This window comes from Pseudomonas sp. (assembly GCF_030150285.1).
Lineage (GTDB): Bacteria > Pseudomonadota > Gammaproteobacteria > Pseudomonadales > Pseudomonadaceae > Aquipseudomonas.
Genome location: NZ_JASLGE010000079.1, coordinates 142,592 through 161,032 on the forward strand (window position 1 = coordinate 142,592; position 18,441 = coordinate 161,032).

Annotated in this window: 17 protein-coding genes and 1 tRNA gene; 8 read left to right on the top strand and 10 right to left on the bottom strand. The window is 57.4% G+C overall.

The genetic code is table 11. The annotated features are described in order from the left end of the window. Positions 1-190: 190 nt before the first annotated feature. Positions 191-442: a DUF1272 domain-containing protein gene (locus Q1W15_RS18965; protein ID WP_300730932.1), complete on the top strand. Its 252-nt coding sequence runs from the start codon at positions 191-193 to the stop codon at positions 440-442. A gap of 15 nt (positions 443-457) precedes the next feature. On the opposite strand, the gene Q1W15_RS18970 is transcribed toward Q1W15_RS18965, so the two are convergent. From Q1W15_RS18970 to Q1W15_RS18995, 6 genes are all read right to left on the bottom strand, one after another. Continuing rightward, on the bottom strand, positions 458-1,372 hold the full coding sequence (locus Q1W15_RS18970; protein ID WP_300730998.1) for an alpha/beta fold hydrolase: 915 nt from the start codon (positions 1,370-1,372) through the stop codon (positions 458-460). An 8-nt stretch (positions 1,373-1,380) separates the two neighbouring features. Further along, a complete protein-coding gene (locus tag Q1W15_RS18975) occupies positions 1,381-1,851 on the bottom strand; it encodes a hypothetical protein (RefSeq protein ID WP_300730934.1) in 471 nt (156 codons plus the stop codon). 163 nt (positions 1,852-2,014) lie between these two features. Continuing rightward, positions 2,015-2,090 (bottom strand) — tRNA-Phe (locus Q1W15_RS18980). A gap of 104 nt (positions 2,091-2,194) precedes the next feature. After that, positions 2,195-2,467, bottom strand: coding sequence for an oxidative damage protection protein (locus Q1W15_RS18985; protein WP_300730936.1), 273 nt, complete (start codon positions 2,465-2,467; stop codon positions 2,195-2,197). Then, positions 2,464-3,531: an A/G-specific adenine glycosylase gene (mutY, locus tag Q1W15_RS18990; protein WP_300730938.1), complete on the bottom strand. Its 1,068-nt coding sequence runs from the start codon at positions 3,529-3,531 to the stop codon at positions 2,464-2,466. The genes Q1W15_RS18985 and mutY overlap by 4 nt, the downstream gene beginning before the upstream one ends. Beyond that, positions 3,528-5,741, bottom strand: a complete 2,214-nt coding sequence (locus Q1W15_RS18995; RefSeq protein ID WP_300730940.1) for an AsmA family protein — start codon at positions 5,739-5,741, stop codon at positions 3,528-3,530. Before Q1W15_RS18995 ends, mutY begins: the two co-directional genes overlap by 4 nt. Positions 5,742-6,036: 295 nt before the next feature. Here Q1W15_RS18995 and Q1W15_RS19000 point away from each other — a divergent pair, with 295 nt between their 5' ends. From Q1W15_RS19000 to hisF, 6 genes are all read left to right on the top strand, one after another. Continuing rightward, positions 6,037-7,695: an OFA family MFS transporter gene (locus Q1W15_RS19000; RefSeq protein WP_300730942.1), complete on the top strand. Its 1,659-nt coding sequence runs from the start codon at positions 6,037-6,039 to the stop codon at positions 7,693-7,695. Between the two features lie 190 nt (positions 7,696-7,885). After that, complete coding sequence (hisB, locus tag Q1W15_RS19005) at positions 7,886-8,479, top strand: imidazoleglycerol-phosphate dehydratase HisB (RefSeq protein ID WP_300730944.1); 594 nt, start codon at positions 7,886-7,888, stop codon at positions 8,477-8,479. After that, on the top strand, positions 8,479-9,117 hold the full coding sequence (hisH, locus tag Q1W15_RS19010; RefSeq protein ID WP_300730946.1) for an imidazole glycerol phosphate synthase subunit HisH: 639 nt from the start codon (positions 8,479-8,481) through the stop codon (positions 9,115-9,117). Before hisB ends, hisH begins: the two co-directional genes overlap by 1 nt. After that, positions 9,117-9,374 (top strand): DUF2164 domain-containing protein, encoded by a 258-nt coding sequence (locus tag Q1W15_RS19015; protein WP_300730948.1) that lies wholly within the window; start codon positions 9,117-9,119, stop codon positions 9,372-9,374. Before hisH ends, Q1W15_RS19015 begins: the two co-directional genes overlap by 1 nt. A gap of 110 nt (positions 9,375-9,484) precedes the next feature. Next, on the top strand, positions 9,485-10,234 hold the full coding sequence (gene hisA, locus Q1W15_RS19020) for a 1-(5-phosphoribosyl)-5-[(5-phosphoribosylamino)methylideneamino]imidazole-4-carboxamide isomerase (protein WP_300730950.1): 750 nt from the start codon (positions 9,485-9,487) through the stop codon (positions 10,232-10,234). Positions 10,235-10,320: 86 nt separating this feature from the next. Continuing rightward, a complete protein-coding gene (hisF, locus tag Q1W15_RS19025) occupies positions 10,321-11,091 on the top strand; it encodes an imidazole glycerol phosphate synthase subunit HisF (RefSeq protein WP_300730952.1) in 771 nt (256 codons plus the stop codon). 65 nt (positions 11,092-11,156) lie between these two features. Here the strand turns inward: hisF and Q1W15_RS19030 are convergent, their stop codons facing one another. After that, positions 11,157-12,806 (bottom strand): trypsin-like serine protease, encoded by a 1,650-nt coding sequence (locus Q1W15_RS19030; protein ID WP_300730954.1) that lies wholly within the window; start codon positions 12,804-12,806, stop codon positions 11,157-11,159. Between the two features lie 106 nt (positions 12,807-12,912). Next, positions 12,913-14,574, bottom strand: a complete 1,662-nt coding sequence (locus tag Q1W15_RS19035; protein WP_300730956.1) for a hypothetical protein — start codon at positions 14,572-14,574, stop codon at positions 12,913-12,915. Between the two features lie 193 nt (positions 14,575-14,767). On the opposite strand from Q1W15_RS19035, the gene Q1W15_RS19040 reads away from it, so the two are divergent. Beyond that, positions 14,768-15,523, top strand: a complete 756-nt coding sequence (locus Q1W15_RS19040; RefSeq protein WP_300730958.1) for an ABC transporter substrate-binding protein — start codon at positions 14,768-14,770, stop codon at positions 15,521-15,523. Between the two features lie 814 nt (positions 15,524-16,337). Here the strand turns inward: Q1W15_RS19040 and Q1W15_RS19045 are convergent. Then, positions 16,338-17,120, bottom strand: a complete 783-nt coding sequence (locus Q1W15_RS19045) for a divergent polysaccharide deacetylase family protein (protein WP_300730960.1) — start codon at positions 17,118-17,120, stop codon at positions 16,338-16,340. A gap of 2 nt (positions 17,121-17,122) precedes the next feature. Continuing rightward, positions 17,123-18,436, bottom strand: coding sequence for a S41 family peptidase (locus tag Q1W15_RS19050; protein WP_300730962.1), 1,314 nt, complete (start codon positions 18,434-18,436; stop codon positions 17,123-17,125). Positions 18,437-18,441 lie beyond the last annotated feature (5 nt).

Consider the following 18,441-nt stretch of genomic DNA (forward strand, 5'->3'; position numbering starts at 1 on the left):
GCGGCGCTCCGTGCGCGAATGCCATCACTCATAAATATCTGAAGTCTTGAGACGAAAAAAGTGCAATTAATCTTCAGTCGCGGTCATTTAACGCCGTTGTGCCGCTCGCCCCTGTGTTGCGCTTGTTGCGCTTGTTGCGCTTTAGGGCTTTGCTTGAGGGTTCGTGTCATTCATTGAATGAGGTATCACCATGCTGGAACTACGCCCTAACTGTGAATGCTGTAATCGCGATTTGCCGGCGGACTCACCACTGGCGCGTATTTGTTCGTTTGAGTGCACGTTTTGTGCGTCGTGCTCGGAGCAAGTGTTAGGGGGGCTGTGCCCGAACTGCGGGGGAGAGTTGTTGGTGCGCCCGCGCCGCCCGGCCAGCAAGCTGGCCCAAAACCCACCGTCGCGCGTGCGCGTGCTAAAGCCGGAGGGCTGTGCCGGGGCTAACCCGTAAGACAGTAGCGCAGGTTTACCGCGACTGCTTGGGGATTAAAGTGCCCGGTGTGCCGTCTTGCAGTGTTCCTTTTTGCAGCCAGTGCAAAGCAATGGGCCACAAGCTTTTTTGAAAGCGGCTGTTGAAGAATGCGAAATGGCCTATGGCGGCTTCGCCAATATCAGCCGGGTCTATGCGCAAGTGTTGGCGGTCGCTGGCGCTGAAGTAATTGAGTAAGCGCTCAATGGCGGCCACCGTGCCGAAAGGATCGTCGCTCAGGCTGATGGCCAGGGTGTTGGCGGTGACGCTGGCAAAGGGCAGGGGTTGGCATTTGCGGGCGCTGGGGCGCGTCTCCAGGGTGCTGCTCAGGGTCGCCCAGTCCTGGACCACGCCTGAGGGGGTGTCTTCCAGCCAGCCAAGACGTTTCCCGGGAAAGTAGCCGCAGAGCCGGGTCAGCGCCGGCATGACCACGTGCCATTTGGCGAGCATCTGCCAGCGCTGCTGGGGCGCATAGTCGCGCCAGTAGGCAAATTGCGCACCCACGGTCACCAACCGTCGAATCATCGCCCCGGAGGCCGCCAGGCCCGCTGCGCAGCCCCCAAAGCTATGGCCGACCACATCAATCGGCTGGCCCGGGAATTCGCGCTGTGCGCGTTGCAGCAGCGCTTCAAAGTCCAGCGCGGCCCAATCCGACCACGACGCTTGAAAGCCGCGCAGTGATCGGGGGCGTGAGGCACCGATGCCACGATAGTCAAACACCATCACGTCAAGGCCGTGGCTAAACAGGTAGTCGGCAAACCGTGCGTAGTACGAACAGCGCACGGAGGTGGCGGCATTGATGATAACGACGGCGCGGGCTGGGTCGGGCGAGCGGTGGCACCACTGCAGGCCACCTAGCCGATAGCCGTCAGCCGCCGTTTCAGTAAACGCCAGGCTGACAGGTTCACTCAGTGCGGCGGTCAGTGCGAGCTCCGGGCGCTGCGTTCGGCCAGCAGGGCAGAGGCGCTGACGTAAGCCTCCTGAAAAACCGGGGTTTCGACCCAGGCCAGGGCGCTGTCTTCGTCGTCGCCGTGAACGGTCATGCGGAAAGCGATCAGCAGGCCCATCAGGAAATCAGTGGCGTCCTCTTCGTTTTCTTCCGAGATCACCAATTCCAGTACCGGGTATTGCAGGAAGACACTGCACAGGGTTTGCAGGCTGATGCTTTCAGCCGCCTTCATGGCCTGGAACAGGTCATCGAAGTCTGAAGGTTCGAAGCCGTTTTCCTTGATGTCCTGAAAGTCGAACGTACTCAGGTCGATCTTCACGTCGTCGAAGGGGTGATCGATCAACGTTGAAGCCGAAGCCTTGGCAGGTTTACCGATGCGGTTCTGCCTGGCTTTGGTTTTGGCCCGCTGTGCGTGCTTTTGCTGTTTCTTGGGCGATGACATGAATGTGTGTCCTTCAGGCTGAAGAGAGGATTGAACCCCATCCCTCTGCAAACGCCAAGAGCAGGGATGGCACCCGGCCTAAATCGCGCCCAACAAAAAACCCGCACTAGGCGGGTTTCTTGTTTGCTTTGCAGTGATGTGAACACCACTTCAAAGCTGAATGTGGTGCCCAGAGACGGAATCGAACCGCCGACACGGGGATTTTCAATCCCCTGCTCTACCGACTGAGCTATCTGGGCAACGGGGCGCATTAGAAGCTTTTTTCGATGACCCGTCAAACACTTTTTTGAAAAATATTTAATTATTACCGTCGCTTACGGGCGAAACCCTTTAAAACCGGGGTTTACTCGCTTGGCGGAACGTAGCCTTCAGCTTTGGCATATTCCTCGCCGCTGAAGAACTTATCCATTTCGCCCTGCAAATATTTACGGTCTTCAGCGTTCATCATGTTCAAACGCTTTTCGTTGATCAGCAGGGTTTGGTGTTTTTGCCAGTCGGCCCAAGCCTTGGCCGAGACGTGTTCGAAAATGTCCTGGCCTTTGGCACCCGGGTACGGTGGGCGTTCCAGGGCGGGCAGTTCTTCTTTGTACTTGCGGCACATGATGGTGCGGGTCATGACGTCTCTCCTGCATGTAATAGGTCGGCTGCACGTTTGAGCAGCTTCTTCACCGGAGCAGCAAGGCCCAGGCGCGGCGGGGTGGCGAGGTTATACCAGAGCCAATCCGCCTCGGCCACGTGGTGGCCGCGTGTATCGACGTGCACCAGCCACGGTTCGATGGCCAGTTGAAAGTGGCTGAAGGTGTGGGTCAGGCCAGGCAGTGCCTGCCGGTCGCCCAGGGCCAGTGAGTGCTGAAGCGCCAGGTGCTCGATGTCCTTGAGGTCATCCAGTTCAGGCAAGCTCCACAAACCGCCCCACAAACCGATCGACGGGCGGCGGTAAAGCAGGATCTCGCCCTCGGCGTTCGCCAGCAGCGGCATCAGGGTGCGCTTTTGCGGAATGGTTTTGCGTGGCTTGGGGATCGGGTAGCGGGTCTCGACGCCCAGTAAATGGGCTTCACAGCCAGGTTCAAGCGGGCACAGCAGGCAACTGGGTTTGCTGCGGGTACACAGCGTAGCCCCCATGTCCATCATCGCTTGGGTGTAAGCGTTGACACGGTCATGGGGCGTGAAACGCTCGGCGGTGGCCCACAGTTGTTTGGCAACCTTGGGTTCGCCCGGGTAGCCCTCTTGCGCGGTGTAGCGGGCCAGCACGCGCTTGACGTTGCCGTCCAGGATCGGTGCGCGCAAGCCCATGCTCAGGCTGGCAATCGCCCCGGCGGTGGAGAGCCCGATGCCGGGCAGTTCGACCAGTTTCTCGACGTCTCGCGGGAATTCGCCTTCGTATTGCTCGACGACGATTTTCGCGGTTTTTTGCAAGTTTCGCGCTCGGGTGTAATAACCCAGGCCGGTCCACAGGTGCAGGACTTCGTCCTCGGGTGCGGCAGCCAGCGCTTCGACCGTTGGCAACGATGCCATAAACCGGTCGAAGTAATTGAGCACGGTGCTGACCTGGGTTTGCTGCAACATGATCTCGGACACCCACACCCGGTAAGGCGTAATGCCCTGTTGCCAGGGCAGGTCGTGGCGGCCGTGGCGGTCATACCAGTCCAGCACCGCCGCAGAGAATTGCTCGTCTCTCATCGCTTAAACAACCCTTTGAGGGCGTCTTTGAGCTCTGGGCTGACCTTGTCGCCCAGCTTCTCTTCCAGTTTTTCGCTGATCTTGTTACCGGCGATTTTGGCAGCCACCTTGCCCAGGCCTTCATTGTCCAGGCGGCACGCTTTGGCGCCCAGTTCCAGTGGGCCACGGCAGCGTAAGGGCAACTCGATACCCACAAAGTTCTTGCCGACCTGACAGGCCGGGTCCGGCATGGCGCGGGTGTCGCCTTCGACCGTTATGCCGATGCGGTAGTCCATGCCCAGTACGCGCAGGTCAATGTCGCCGTCCCCTTTGACGCTCAAACCGGGAATGCGCACGATCAGGTCCGGGTTACTGGCCACGCCGTTGCGCACAACCAGGCTGCCCTTGAGGTCGTTGAACGGTGTGTCTTTGCCCCGGTTGGCAGCGCTGAGGGTTTTGCGGTTGAGTGTCGCGATGCCCCGGCACAGTTGTTGTTCAAGGTTGGCATTGAGCAGCACCCCGTCGTTCAGCGCGAAGCTGGCGGTGCCGTTGAGGCTTTGGATCAATGCGCGTTCGCTGTTGCCGCTGGCCGTTAGGTTGCTGTTAAGCGTCAACAGGCCAGTCACCGGAGGTTTTTGGCCCTGGCTTTGGAGGATTTTCTCGACAGGAACGTTATTGATGCGGGTTTGCAGGTTGATCATAGGCTGCAGGGGGCGCACATCCAGGCTGCCGTTGGCGGCGAAACTGCCCTTGTAGAGGTTGCCGCGCAGGCTCTCGAGCGTCAGCAGCCCTGCCTTGCCATTGGCTTTGAGCACCGCATTCTGGATCGGCAGTTTGCTGAGGGTCAGTTGGCCGACGCTGATGTCGGCATTCAGGTCCAGCGCCTTGAGGCGTGCCACTGGAATGATTTTGCTCGTGCTCCAGCCGCTGGTGGTCGGCGCTTGTGGCAGCGGCGAGTCACCCGATGCCGTCAGTGCCTGTGCTTCGCCGCCTTGTACTTCGGCCTGGCGCGCAACCTTGGCGCTGTTGCCATCGGCAGATTCCGGTGGCATGTAGCGATCGGCGTCGAACGTGTCGCCTTTGAGCTGGATACGCAGCGCTTGCTTGGCGAAATCATCAACCGCGACCTGGCCCGTGAACGTGCTGTTATCGACCTTCAGGTTAAGTTCGTCGAACACCACGCTGGTGGGCGTGCCTGTAAGGCGGGTGACCAGTTCGACCGCACTGAGGCTGCCCGGTGCCATGGCGGGAAGGGGATGGCCGATGCTGTCGAGGAATGTGGCCAGGTCGAGTTGGGCAACCGACAGGCCACCCGTTATCTGTGGCGTGGTATCGAGGTTGCGGGCCTTGAGCTCTCCAAGGGCGCGCAATTGGTTGGCCGAAAGCTTCAGGCTGTTCCATTCGGCGACGTTTGCAGCCAGATCTACCAATAATTGGCCCTGAGCGGCGAATGTCATGGTTTTGCCTTGCAGCGGTTCGCCCGAGGCTTCACCGATAACTTTCATGTCCTCGAACTGATAGCGTTTGAGGATACGGTCAAAACGCAGCTTGCCGTCGACCTCGGTCTTGACCCGAATGACCGGCTGGTTGGTGCCCAAGAAGGCCGTCAATTTGACCGGTGTACTGGTGGCTTCGTGGATGGGGCCGGTGCTCAACTGGATGCTTTCGGCGCTGAATTGCTGGCCGTTCTGCTCGTCGCTGTATTCCACGCGCGCGTTGTTCACGGTCAAGCTGTCGATATCCAGCTTGAGCGGCTGGCTGGACGTTTCCGGCTTGCTGACAGGCGCGGGGTCGCTACCGGCGGGTGCGGGGGCCGTGGCGGACGCGACGGGTTGACCAATGTCTTGCCAGTTGCCGTGGCCATTCTTGTCGCGGTTAAGCCGCAGGTTCAGGCCTTCAACACGGACATCGCTCATCTGCACTTCTTTACGCAGCAGCGGCAGCACACGCACTGACAGACCCAGCATTTGCAATTCGGCAAACGGTTTGTTCGGGGCTGCCAGGGTTGCCACGCTGGCGTCGTGCAGTTCAAGGCCAAGCCAAGGGAACAGGCTCCAGCCGATATCGCCATTGAGGGTCAGCTCAATGTGGGCCTTGTCGCGGGCTATCTGGCGGATCTCGTCTTTATAGTCGTTGGGATCGAACAGATGGCTGAGGGCAAAGCCCAGGGCCACGATGATCAGCAACAGTCCGAGAAACACCAGACCCAGGATTTTGCCGAGCGCTTTCATGGGCGAGTCCTTGTAAGTCTGAATAAGGGAAGTTTTAAAATTTAGCCGCAGAGTATAGCGCCACGCGCTGGCGGACTGGGGGGCGGATCGTTCCAGATCAGTTGCATGATGAAACAGCGTATCAACAGGGGCTTTGTCCTACACTCCAGTGGTAATCTCGGGCTGTTTTTCAGACCTTCTGCGGCGAATTGTCTCGCCCTGAACGTGACTCCAAATAATGGCTGTGTGCCGCAAGGTGCCAAAGCCGGGGGTCATGCGTGTCTGGGAGGCGTGTTCATACATGGGGGAGACACCAATGACTACAAGTACTGCTGCGGGCATTGCCTCGCCGCCTGCGTTCCTGTCCAAGGAGCGCATTATTGCTAAACCCGGTTTCAACCGCTGGCTGGTTCCGCCTGCCGCACTGGCCATCCACCTGTGCATCGGTATGGCCTATGGCTTTTCGGTGTTCTGGATACCGTTGTCCAAGGCTTTGGGCGTGACTGCGCCCGTGGCCTGTGCGCCTGACATGAGCTTTATCGCTCAAGTGTTTTCGTCGCAATGCGACTGGCCCATTTCAATGCTTGGCTGGATCTACACGCTGTTTTTCATTTTTCTCGGGTGCTCGGCCGCGGTCTGGGGTGGCTGGCTTGAACATGCTGGCCCGCGCAAGGCCGGTGTGGTGTCGGCGCTGTGCTGGTGCGGCGGCCTGCTGATTTCTGCCTTGGGCATCTACACCCATCAGATCTGGCTGATGTGGCTGGGTTCGGGGGTTATTGGTGGTATTGGGCTGGGCCTGGGCTATATCTCACCCGTTTCGACGCTGATCAAGTGGTTCCCGGATAAACGCGGCATGGCGACTGGCATGGCGATCATGGGCTTTGGTGGCGGTGCCATGGTGGGGGCACCGCTGGCGGCTGTCCTCATGGGGCATTTCGCCGGGCCGGATGGCGTGGGCGTGTGGCAGAGCTTTGTGGTGATGGCACTCATTTACTTTGTGTTCATGATCGGCGGTGCTTTGTCTTACCGCGTGCCGCCTACGGGTTGGAAACCTGAAGGCTGGTCGCCACCGGTGAAAAAAGCGGCCAACGCCATGATTACCCAGCGCCACGTGCACGTGAGTGTGGCCTGGAAAACCCCGCAGTTTGCGCTGGTGTGGCTGGTGTTGTGCCTGAACGTGTCGGCGGGTATCGGCATTCTGGGCATGGCGTCGCCGTTGCTGCAGGAAGTGTTTGCCGGCAAGTTGCTGGGTAACGGCCTGACCTTCAGCGAACTGGACGCCGGCCAGTTAGTGCAAATTGCAGCCATTGCCGCCGGTTTCACCGGCTTGCTGAGCCTGTTCAATATTGGCGGTCGTTTCTTCTGGGCTTCGTTCTCGGATTATCTGGGGCGCAAAAACACCTACTTCGTGTTCTTTGCCCTGGGCTTTGCGCTGTACGCGATGATCCCGAACCTCGGCCATCTGGGCAACATCTCGCTGTTTGTGGCGGCGTTCTGCATCATTCTGTCGATGTACGGCGGCGGTTTTGCCACGGTGCCGGCGTATCTGGCGGATCTGTTCGGCACACAAATGGTGGGCGCGATTCACGGGCGCCTGCTGACCGCTTGGGCGGCAGCGGGCGTGCTGGGGCCGGTCTTGGTCAACTACTTGCGTGAGTACCAGTTGAGCATCGGTGTGGAGCGAGCGGCGGCGTATGACATCACCCTGTACATTCTTGCCGGCCTGCTGGTGCTGGGCTTTCTCTGCAACCTGCTGGTGCGGCCGGTGGCGGACAAGTACTTCATGACCGATGCCGAACTGGCCGCCGAGCAAGCGCTGGGGCATGACAAGGGGGCCGATTCGACGACCTCGCTGGAGTGGAAAGCCGAAGCGGGCAGCCGGCCTTTGGTGATCGCTGCATGGCTGGCCGTGGGCATTCCATTGTTGTGGGGCGTGTGGGTCACGGTGCAGAAAACGGCGGTGTTGTTTAACTAACCCCGTGGTTAATCGGTAGGAGCGGTCGGTCGACGTTCGATTGCCTGCGATCTTTTCAATGCTCAAAAGATCGCGGGCCCGCTCGCTCCTGCAGGGTTTTACGTACGCTCATCCCCTTCCATGTTTCTGTTTGCCTGACCCGTGCCTATAATGGCCACCTTTTTCGCCCAATGATTTTGCGGAGCTGGTGATGGCCGAACGTAAGGCGTCAGTCGAGCGCGATACTCTGGAAACCCAGATTAAAGCCTCGATCAACTTGGATGGTACCGGTAAGGCCCGATTTGATATCGGCGTTCCTTTTCTTGAGCACATGCTCGACCAGATCGCCCGACATGGGCTGATCGACCTGGACATCGAGTGCAAAGGCGACCTGCATATCGACGATCACCATACCGTCGAAGATGTTGGCATTACCCTGGGCAAGGCCTTCAGCCAGGCGGTCGGCGACAAAAAAGGCATGACCCGCTACGGTCACGCTTATGTTCCGCTGGATGAAGCACTGTCGCGTGTGGTTATCGACTTTTCTGGCCGTCCGGGCCTGCAAATGCACATCCCCTATACCCGCGCTACCGTCGGCGGCTTCGATGTTGACCTGTTTCAGGAGTTCTTCCAGGGCTTCGTGAACCACGCCAACGTGACGCTGCACATCGATACCCTGCGCGGCACCAACACTCACCACCAGATCGAAACCGTGTTCAAGGCGTTCGGTCGTGCACTGCGCATGGCAATCACGCTTGACGAGCGTATGGCTGGGCAAATGCCTTCGACCAAGGGCGTGCTCTGATGCAGACAGTGGCGGTAATCGATTACGGCATGGGCAACCTGCATTCGGTGGCCAAGGCGCTGGAGCACGTAGGTGCCGGGCGTGTGCTGATCACCAGTGATGCCGATGTGATTCGCGAAGCTGACCGTGTGGTGTTTCCCGGTGTGGGCGCGATTCGCGACTGCATGGCTGAAATCCGCCGCTTGGGTTTCGACTCGCTGGTGCGCGAAGTCAGCAAGGACCGGCCCTTTCTCGGGATTTGTGTGGGCATGCAAGCCTTGCTCGATAGCAGTGAAGAGAACGGCGGCGTTGATTGCATCGGACTGTTCCCGGGCCAGGTGAAATTTTTCGGCAAAGACCTGCACGAAGATGGCGAGCACCTTAAAGTGCCGCACATGGGCTGGAACGAGGTGCAGCAGAAGGTCGACCACCCGCTGTGGCACAGCATCCCGGACCTGGCGCGCTTTTATTTTGTGCACAGTTACTACATCGCGGCGGGCAATCCTCGCCAGGTGGTCGGTGGCGGGCATTACGGCGTCGATTTTGCGGCCGCGCTGGCCGAAGGGTCGCGTTTCGCGGTGCAGTTCCACCCTGAAAAAAGCCATACCCACGGCTTGCAGTTGCTGGAGAACTTCGTGGCTTGGGACGGGCGCTGGTAATGGCCCCCCGCAAGAAGCCGCCGATCCTCACGCTCACACCCGAGCAAGAGAGCGAAGCCAACAGCAAGATCAAACGCTTTATGCAAGATCGCTTTGAACTGGACCTGGGTTCGTTCGAAGCGGCTGAGATCCTGGAACTGTTCACCCGCGAAATCGCGCCGCATTACTACAACCGCGCGATTTTCGATGTACAGGCGCACCTCAAAGAGAGGTTCGAGAGCATCGAAAGCGACGTGTGGGCGCTCGAAAAGAATTGAGTCAGCTGAAAGCCTCAAGCTAATAGCCGCAAGTTAGAGCGAGACCTCACTCCGCTTTTTCTTGCCGCTTGCCGCTCAAAACTTGCAGCTCTTACGACGTAGGAGAAAGCATGCTAATTATCCCCGCTATCGATCTTAAAGACGGTGCCTGTGTTCGCCTGCGCCAAGGCCGCATGGAAGATTCCACGGTGTTTTCCGATGACCCGGTGAGCATGGCTGCCAAATGGGTAGACGGCGGTTGCCGCCGCCTGCACCTGGTTGACCTGAACGGCGCTTTCGAAGGCCAGCCCGTCAATGGTGAGGTGGTGACCGCCATCGCCAAGCGCTACCCGCAATTGCCGATCCAGATCGGCGGCGGCATCCGTTCGCTTGAAACCATTGAGCATTACGTCAAGGCGGGCGTCAGCTACGTAATCATCGGCACCAAAGCGGTAAAGGATCCGGCCTTTGTTGCCGAAGCCTGCCGTGCGTTCCCGGGCAAGATCATTGTGGGCCTGGACGCCAAAGATGGTTTCGTGGCCACTGACGGCTGGGCTGAAATCAGCACGGTCAATGTTATCGACCTGGCCAAGCAGTTTGAGTCAGACGGCGTGTCGTCCATTGTTTATACCGACATCGCCAAAGACGGCATGATGCAAGGTTGTAACGTGAGCTACACCGCGGCGCTGGCAGCGGCCACCCGCATACCGGTGATCGCGTCGGGCGGCATCCACAACCTGGGCGATATCAAAGCCCTGCTGGACGCCAAGGCCCCTGGCATTATCGGTGCCATCACCGGCCGGGCGATCTACGAAGGCACCCTGGATGTGGCTGAGGCTCAGGCCTTTTGTGACAGCTACGCGGCCAGCTCCAAGTCATAAGCCTCAAGCTGCAAGTTAAAGTGCGACCGCGTTCTGCCTTTTCTTGCAGCTTGAAGCCTGCAGCTTCTTAATCGGAGATTAAGCTTTTGGCGTTAGCTAAGCGCATCATCCCTTGCCTGGACGTGGATAACGGTCGGGTTGTGAAGGGCGTCAAGTTCGAGAACATCCGCGATGCGGGCGACCCGGTAGAAATCGCTCGCCGTTACAACGAGCAGGGTGCTGACGAGATTACCTTTCTCGACATCACCGCCAGCGTCGACGGTCGTGATACCACGCTGCATACCGTCGAGCGCATGGCCAGCCAGGTATTTATCCCGCTAACCGTGGGCGGTGGCGTGCGCTGCATCCAGGACATCCGCAACTTGCTCAATGCCGGTGCCGACAAGGTGTCGATCAATACGGCAGCGGTGTTTAACCCGGAGTTCGTAGGCGAAGCCGCGCAACATTTCGGCTCGCAGTGCATCGTCGTCGCCATTGATGCCAAGAAAGTCTCCGGGCCGGGCGAAACCCCGCGCTGGGAAATCTTCACCCACGGCGGTCGCAAGCCTACCGGGCTTGATGCGGTCGAGTGGGCAATGAAGATGGAAGGCCTGGGCGCGGGTGAAATCCTGCTGACCAGCATGGACCAGGATGGTATGAAAAACGGCTTTGACCTGGGCGTTACCCGTGCCATCAGCGATGCGCTGGGCATTCCGGTGATTGCCTCGGGCGGTGTCGGCAACCTGCAGCATTTGGCTGACGGCATCCTTGAAGGTCACGCCAGTGCAGTATTGGCGGCGAGTATTTTCCACTTCGGCGAATACACCGTGCCAGAAGCCAAGGCCTATATGGCTGAGCGCGGGATTGTGGTGCGCTGACCACTTGCCTGCCGCGCCTGATAACAAGGGGCGTGGCAGGCATGTGCCTGGGCAGCAAGCGTGGGCTAGAGCGGTTTCAAAATATAGGTTTGTGCGGCCATCGGGACCTTTTCACGGTTGTATGAAATCGCACATACCTTGATAGCTTGTTCCTTGGCCGTGAACTCTCGAGTGATAGTTTGGCCAAACCATGGCGCGTCAGACGTTCTAATTCTTGGCACGCGCAAGTGGCCTTGATAGGTTATTTCCAGAAAGTTTGGATTGGTATCGTACGTTAACCTGTTGCCATCAAAGTCGGCTGGAAAAATAGCCGCGTATCCTTCTGCGCTTGAACAGTCGGTCGTCGCATAGTCGCCAGCTTTTACGATGAAATGCTCAAAGAATGGCGACACGTGTTTGAATGACACATAAAACAGGTCGCTGTTTTTAGACTCCCTTTCAATGGTTATGTCCGGGCTTAATTGTGCTGTGGCCTTGAACCGTTCAATTGCAATTATTTTGGCGGATGTATAAACGTTCGTGGGCGGTGGTGCTTCTTCGGAAGAAACGCCAATGACGCAGGCGTAGTGCATACCTGTTGCATCATCCAGTGTGAATTTCAAACGGCCCTCATCGCTACTTATACTTTGGCTGTACTGGTCTTCGGAGAGGCAACTATTGATGTCGTGAGTATAGTGATAACGGTAGAACGGCGTTTTCAGGGATAGCTCAATATCAACGGTATCGAGATGAGTATCAGGACCTGCAGCTGTTTTTTCAAGGATTCGCGCGGCGGGGTAATGCCCATTCTTGACCCAGAGGGAAGGCAGTTTCTTCAGCTCACAACGGTTAGCGTCAGGGGTAAATGTACCGTCGGTGAAGCAGTGGTTGAGAAACGATACGGGGCGGGTGTAATACGTATTCGGGTTCCACTGTGATTGATCGTCCTTAAGCTCACACGGTGAAAGGCTCAGGCACTTTTCATTAGCGTTGGCTCCATGGCTGGTGGCGACCATCACGCTGATCAACTCGTTCGTTGTCTTGTCAAGCACCGGTCCTCCCCGTGCACCTGGCGTCAGATCTGTGCATTTATTCGCCAGAAGAGCTGTGCCGACCCAAGGGTGACTGGCCACCGAGACAAAGGGTAGTTGGGTGCAGTGTGTGGCATGAAGATGGCTTTTTTTAGGGATGCCCAAGGCCGTAATGGCTGTGCCGGTGGGGGGTGTTTCGAGGGCTATTTTTAAAGGTTCTATACCGGCGTTTATCAAATGAGCCAAGGGCTTATCTAGTTCAATGATAGCCAGGTCGAAACCCCTGTCACTTTGCCAGGCGATTTTCTTCAATGTGTAGCTTTTTATCAATTCGCGGGTGTCTTCAAACTTGTTGAAGTGGACTTTTCCTCGTGTGGGTATGTCGCGCTGTATACCGCCAAAATAGCTGTATTTATCCGTATGGTCTGTATTGAAACAGTGCTGTGAAGTGATGATATAGGCGGGGGAATTTGCTGAAGACGCCTCGGTGGTGCGAGTGTCTATCAGGGTCGCTGAACAATATGAGTAGCGTGAGTTTTGCAGCCTGCCAATGCCTGCCCATGCGGGTGCGTGAGTGTTTAATGGGTTCGAGCGTTGAACCCGCCCGCTGGGGCTTTCTTCTGTCACACCGTTGGCTGTATTGGCGTGCGTGCTTAGGGAGAGCGAGCTAAGAATAATAAGGAATGGTATTAACGAGGGTTTCATAGGGTGCCCTGTAATTTAAATGTAAATAGACGATCTTTGGCTGTAAAGATTAAATGTTTTAGAGTTTAAAGTGATGCGCAACGAGGGGGCGCACAATCTAGAGTGACTAGTGTTGTTCGAATATATAAGTAGACGGCGCAGATGCGACATTCTCGCGATTATAAGATACTGTGCATAATTTGATCGTGTGATCATGGTGAGGGATAAATTTTAAGGCCTGATTTTTATCGAGTTTCCCCATGATTCGTTTTGTTGCGGGTGATGAAAGATCGAGGCCGGCGTACAGGTTGGGGTCAATAGTTCCCTGAGCAAATAACCTATCCAGCCAGACACTCATGTCGATAACCGGTTGATACCCTTCGGGGCTCATGCAGTCAACCGCATGATAAGGCCCATGTTTGTACTCGTAATGCTCATGAAATGGTGAGGCGTGAGTCCAGTAGGCACTGTGGCTGTTATCCAGTAGTGGCGTCAGTGTAGGGTTATAATGGGTTGGGAATAATTTGACCAAGGGCGGCAGTGCAGCAGTCGCTTTCAGTCGTTCGATCGCAAGTATTGATTTAAATGTAATTTCGTCAGGTGTTGCATCTGGGTTATTCAAGCCAACAATACAAAGCAGGTGCAAGCCTGTCGTTTCATCGAGGGTGAATTTTATTTCGTTGTCTTCGGGAGTGAGTAGAGGGCTGTAATCTTTTCCGCTGTTGCATGCCTGTGCGTCATGGGTGTATTTATAGCGAATGTAAGGGGGCGCTTCACGCAGGGCAACAGTAAAGAACTCTGCAGGGCGGGTGCTGCCGGCCGTCGTTTTGTGTTCAAGGATACGGGCAGGAATACGCAGAGGATCTTTTAAGGGCGGCACGTTCTGTTTGCTTAAGGAACAGTCGCTAGCATTCACATTGAATACACCCTTGGGAAAGCACGGGCTGAGAAATGACACTGCGAGGGTGTAGTGCGTGTCGGCGTTCCAGTGGGTGGACCGTCCTGTGATTTCGCACGGCGTGAATGCCTGGCATGTGTTGTTGCTATCTGCAGTGTGAGTGCTGGCGACAATCAGGCTGATCAGTTCGTTGTTAGCGTTGTTTAGAACCGGCCCTCCATACCCGCCCGTCGATAAGGAAGCACAACGATTTGGCAGCATGTGGGTGCTCACCCACGGGTGGCTGAGCGTATCGACCGGGTCCAACTGCTTGCAGTAGGTGGCGTAGAGATTGCTGGCGTGAGGGATTCCCAGAGCAGTTATGTCGGTGCCGGTGGGGGGTGTATGTGATGCGATTTTTAGTGGGTGAATACCTGCTTCTAACAACGTCGACAGCGGTTCATTCAACTCAATGATTGAAATACTGGAGCGGTTGTCGCTCTGCCAGACGACGGTTTTGAGTGTGTAGTTTTTGGTCTGCCCCAGCGTGTTATTGAAGTGGTTGAAATACACACTCCCGGAGGTGTTGATATTGACTTCTGTGCCGCCAGAGTAGCGGTAGTGACCATTTTGATTGGAGTTGAAGCATCGTTGCGAGGTCATGATATAAGCGGGTGTGGTTTTTAAGTCGCTGTTTTGTTGGCGTGTATCAATGAGGCTGGCGGTGCATATTGATGCGTTGGGGCCTCGGACTCTGCCAATACCTGTCCATTGAGATGAACGTGACGGGTGTGTTTGTGACAGTTGGACAAGACCGTCAACATTTATTTGATTGGGCACTGTATCGGCCTGGGAAAAGGCAGAACAGGTGATAGAAGTTATGAGTAACATTTGCATGGATAGTCGTTTCATATGCAATCCTGCCAGAGCGGGCTATATGTTGTTTTTTGGATAGGCGCTAGTCAAACATGCATGGAATTGCGATAAGCGTATTTATGTGTTTTTTAGGCATGGGTACGGTGTGCCGGTATTAAACCAATAGCTACTGGACAGCATGGCGAGCCCACGGCACTCTTGTGGGCACCATGGATTTGGGTCGTCTGTCATGTTTAAACGTATTTTGCTCGCGCTTGCTGGATCCACGCTGTGGTTCGTAGGGAACGCCTATAGCGCGAACACCTCGCAGTACGCCTTGCATTTGCTGACGGAAAATTTCCCCCCGTACAACATGGCCAAAAACGGCAAGAACTACGCTCAGGACGATAATGTTGAAGGCATTGCCGTCGATATTCTGCGTGAAACCTTCAAACGTGCCGGCATCGGCTACAGCCTCACCCTGCGGTTCCCGTGGGAGCGCATTTATAACCTGACGCTCGATAACCCGGGCTACGGCGTGTTTGTGACCGCGCGCATCCCAGAGCGCGAGACGTTGTTTAAATGGGTTGGGCCTCTGGGGCCGGATGATTGGGTGTTACTGGCCCGGGCCGACAGCCCGATTACGCTGAACTCCCTTGATGAGGCTCGTGATTACACCATCGGTGCCTATAAGAGCGATGCAATTGCCCTGTCACTGGAAAAACAGGGGCTGGCCCCCGTGATTGTGTTGCGTGATCAGGACAACGCCAAAAAGCTGCAGGACCGCCAAATTGACTTGTGGGCCACGGGTGATCCGGCGGGTTACTTTTTAGCGCGACAGGTGGGTATTTCGGGGTTCAAGACGGTGCTGCGCTTCAATCAGGCGCAGCTGTACCTGGCGTTGAACAAGCAAGTGCCCGACGCCGTGGTGAACACGCTGCAAGCTGCATTGGAGCAGCTCAAGGCAGAAGGTGAGCTGGATAAAATTCGCGCCCGCTATCTGTAACCGCCCAAACGGCCGTAGGAGCGAGCTTGCTCGCGATCTTTTGATCTTTAAAAACGGTGCCGCGCTGTCGTGCAGCAATCCTTTCCATTGCTGCGGTCACGGCCACTTGAGGTCCCGGCTTTACGCCGTGTTACTTTGAAAGCGCAAAGTAACCAAACGCTTATGCCCCTACCACTCGGTGTCTCGCTGTGGCTCGGCATGCCCTCACCACAGGCCTTGCTCCGTGGGCCGCCACGATCGGCCATCCTTGGCCGTGTCGCGGCTAACCCGGCGTCCTGCCGGGTTAGCCACTGCGCAAAACCCGCGTTCGGCCAGCGTGGTTTAAGGGGGCCCTTTTAGATCAAAAGCCAGATCAAAAGATCACGAGCAAGCTCGTTCCTACAAACTCTGCCATCCGTAGGAGAGGCCGCCCCGTCTTAGGTGCCGCGCTGTCGCGCAAAGAGCTGGGGCGCGCTTCAGTTCTGCGTAGGAGCGAGCTTGCTCGCGATCTTTTGATCTTTAAAAGCTCAATGACAGCCGCGCTGTCATTCAGCGATCCTTTCCATTGCTGCGGTCACGGCCACTTAAGGTCCCGGCTTTACGCCGTGTCACTTTGAAAGCGCAAAGTAACCAAACGCTTATGCCCCTACCACTCGGTGTCTCGCTGTGGCTCGACATGCCTTCACCACAGGCCTTGCTCCGTGGGCCACTGCGCAAAAACCGCGTTCGGCCAGCGTGGTTTAAGGGGGCCCTTGGATCAAAAGCATGTCGGCGTTCGCCGCGCACTCGATCGCAGCCTATGGCAGCGACTACATATCCTGTCGACATCGCCCAATCAGCGATAAACGCCATTTTTGCCGTGCCCGTCCATCGCCTTGTTACTGCGCACGCCGATCATTTGCCGGATGTCGATCCAGTCGATGCCCTGTGCTTTGAGTTTGGGCAACTCCCGTTCTAGTACTGCCAGGGTTTGCGGGTACGGGTGGCCGATCACGACCACCGACCCATGGGTGCGAGCGTGCTTGATTGCGGTGTTGAGCTGTTGGGTGATGGCGTCTTCGGTGCGCACGTTGTCGAGAAAGACGTCCCGCGACACGCTGGCCAGGCCGATTTTTTGCGCTTCGGCCGCCGCGACCGTGCTGGCGCTGGTTCGGCTGTCGACGAAGAATTTATGTCGCTGTTGCAGTTCGGCCATCAACCAGGCCATTGCCTGAGGCTGAGCGGTCATGCGGCTGCCTTCGTGGTTGTTGATGCCACTGGTGTAGGGCACGGCCTTGAACGCGGCGTCCAGGCGCTTGGCGAGTTCATTCAGAGGCAGGTCAGGGTGCCAGGCGAACGGCCCCGTGGCCGGGTCCATTGGCATGTGCAGGATGACGATTTTGCCGGCTTTGTGTGCTTCGCGGGCAAATTCGGCGGCGTGCGGGGTGTCAGGCATGACGGCGGTGGTGACCGGGCCGGGCAGGGCCAGCACGCGGCGGTCACGTGGCAGGTTCTGCCCCAGGTCATCGATGATCAGGCTCAGGTACGCCTTGCGCGGTGTTTCGGTAGGGCTGGCCGGTGCCGCGTGGGCGGCACCGCTCAGGCAGCAGAGCAGGGCAATGACAGACCAGAGGCGCACAGTTAATTGCCGCGTGTGATGCTCAAACCCTTGAGCAGGCTCAAAGCCTGGCTCAACTGGAAGTCATCATCCTGCGGCATGGGCTTGGCCTTGGGGGTGGAACCGGTCGGTTTGTCTTCGCCACCGTTGCCATTGCCAAGATGGCCCTGCAGGTCGGCTTCCTTGTAGTACTCGGTGTCTTGCTCGCGAGTGATCTTGGCGCGGCTGACCTCGATGTCCGGCACGATACCCTGGGCCTGGATCGAGCGGCCGTTGGGCGTGAAGTACAGCGCGGTGGTGATTTTCAGCGCACGGTCGTTGTTCAGTGGCAGTACGGTTTGCACCGAACCTTTGCCGAAGCTGGTGGTGCCCATCACCACGCCGCGTTTTTGGTCCTGCAAGGCACCGGCGACAATTTCCGAGGCTGAGGCACTGCCGCCGTTGATCAGCACCACCAGCGGCACGCCTTCGCTCAGGTCCTTGCCAGTTGCTGAGAAGCGCAGTTCCGAGTTGGCGATACGGCCCTTGGTGTAAACGATCAAGCCTTTGTTGATGAAGTGGTCGACCACTTCGACCGCCGATTGCAGCACGCCGCCGGGGTTGTTACGCAGGTCGAGGATGATGCCCTTGAGCCGCTTGTTGCCGTTCTCGCGGCGCAATTTGGCCAGCGCGGCAGCGACTTCATCGCCGGTCTTGACCTGGAATTGGGTGATGCGGATGTAGCCGTAGCCGTCCTCAAGCAACTGGGCCTTGACGCTCTTGACCTGGATATTGGCCCGCGTCAGGGTGACGTCGAAGGGCGTGCCGCCATTGCGCACCAGGGTCAGGGTGATTTTCTGGCCGACCTTGCCACGCATCTTGTCCACGGCTTCGGTCATGCTCAGGCCGCGGGTGGGTTGGCCATTGATCTTGACGATAAAGTCGCCCGCCTGAATACCGGCCTTGCTCGCCGGGGTGTCGTCGATGGGCGAGACGATTTTGATGTTGCCGTCTTCGGAGCCGACTTCGATGCCTAGCCCGCCGAACTCGCCGCTGGTGCTCTCCTGCAACTCGGCGAAGTCTTCTGGGCCAAGGTACGCGGAGTGCGGGTCGAGGTTGCTGAGCATGCCTTTGATGGCGTTCTCCAGCAGGGTCTTGTCATCCACGGGTTCAACATACGCGGCCTTGATGCGGTCCATGACCTCGGCAAAGGTACGCAGCTCTTCCAGAGGCAACGGCGCTCTGGCGTTGCTGGTGGCCGCCGAAGGCACGGTCGGCTCGGCAGCCAGTGCCAGCGGCGAGCCAATCACCAGGGCGATCGTCAGGGCCAGCGAATTGAGGCGGGACAAGTGCGGCATGTTGA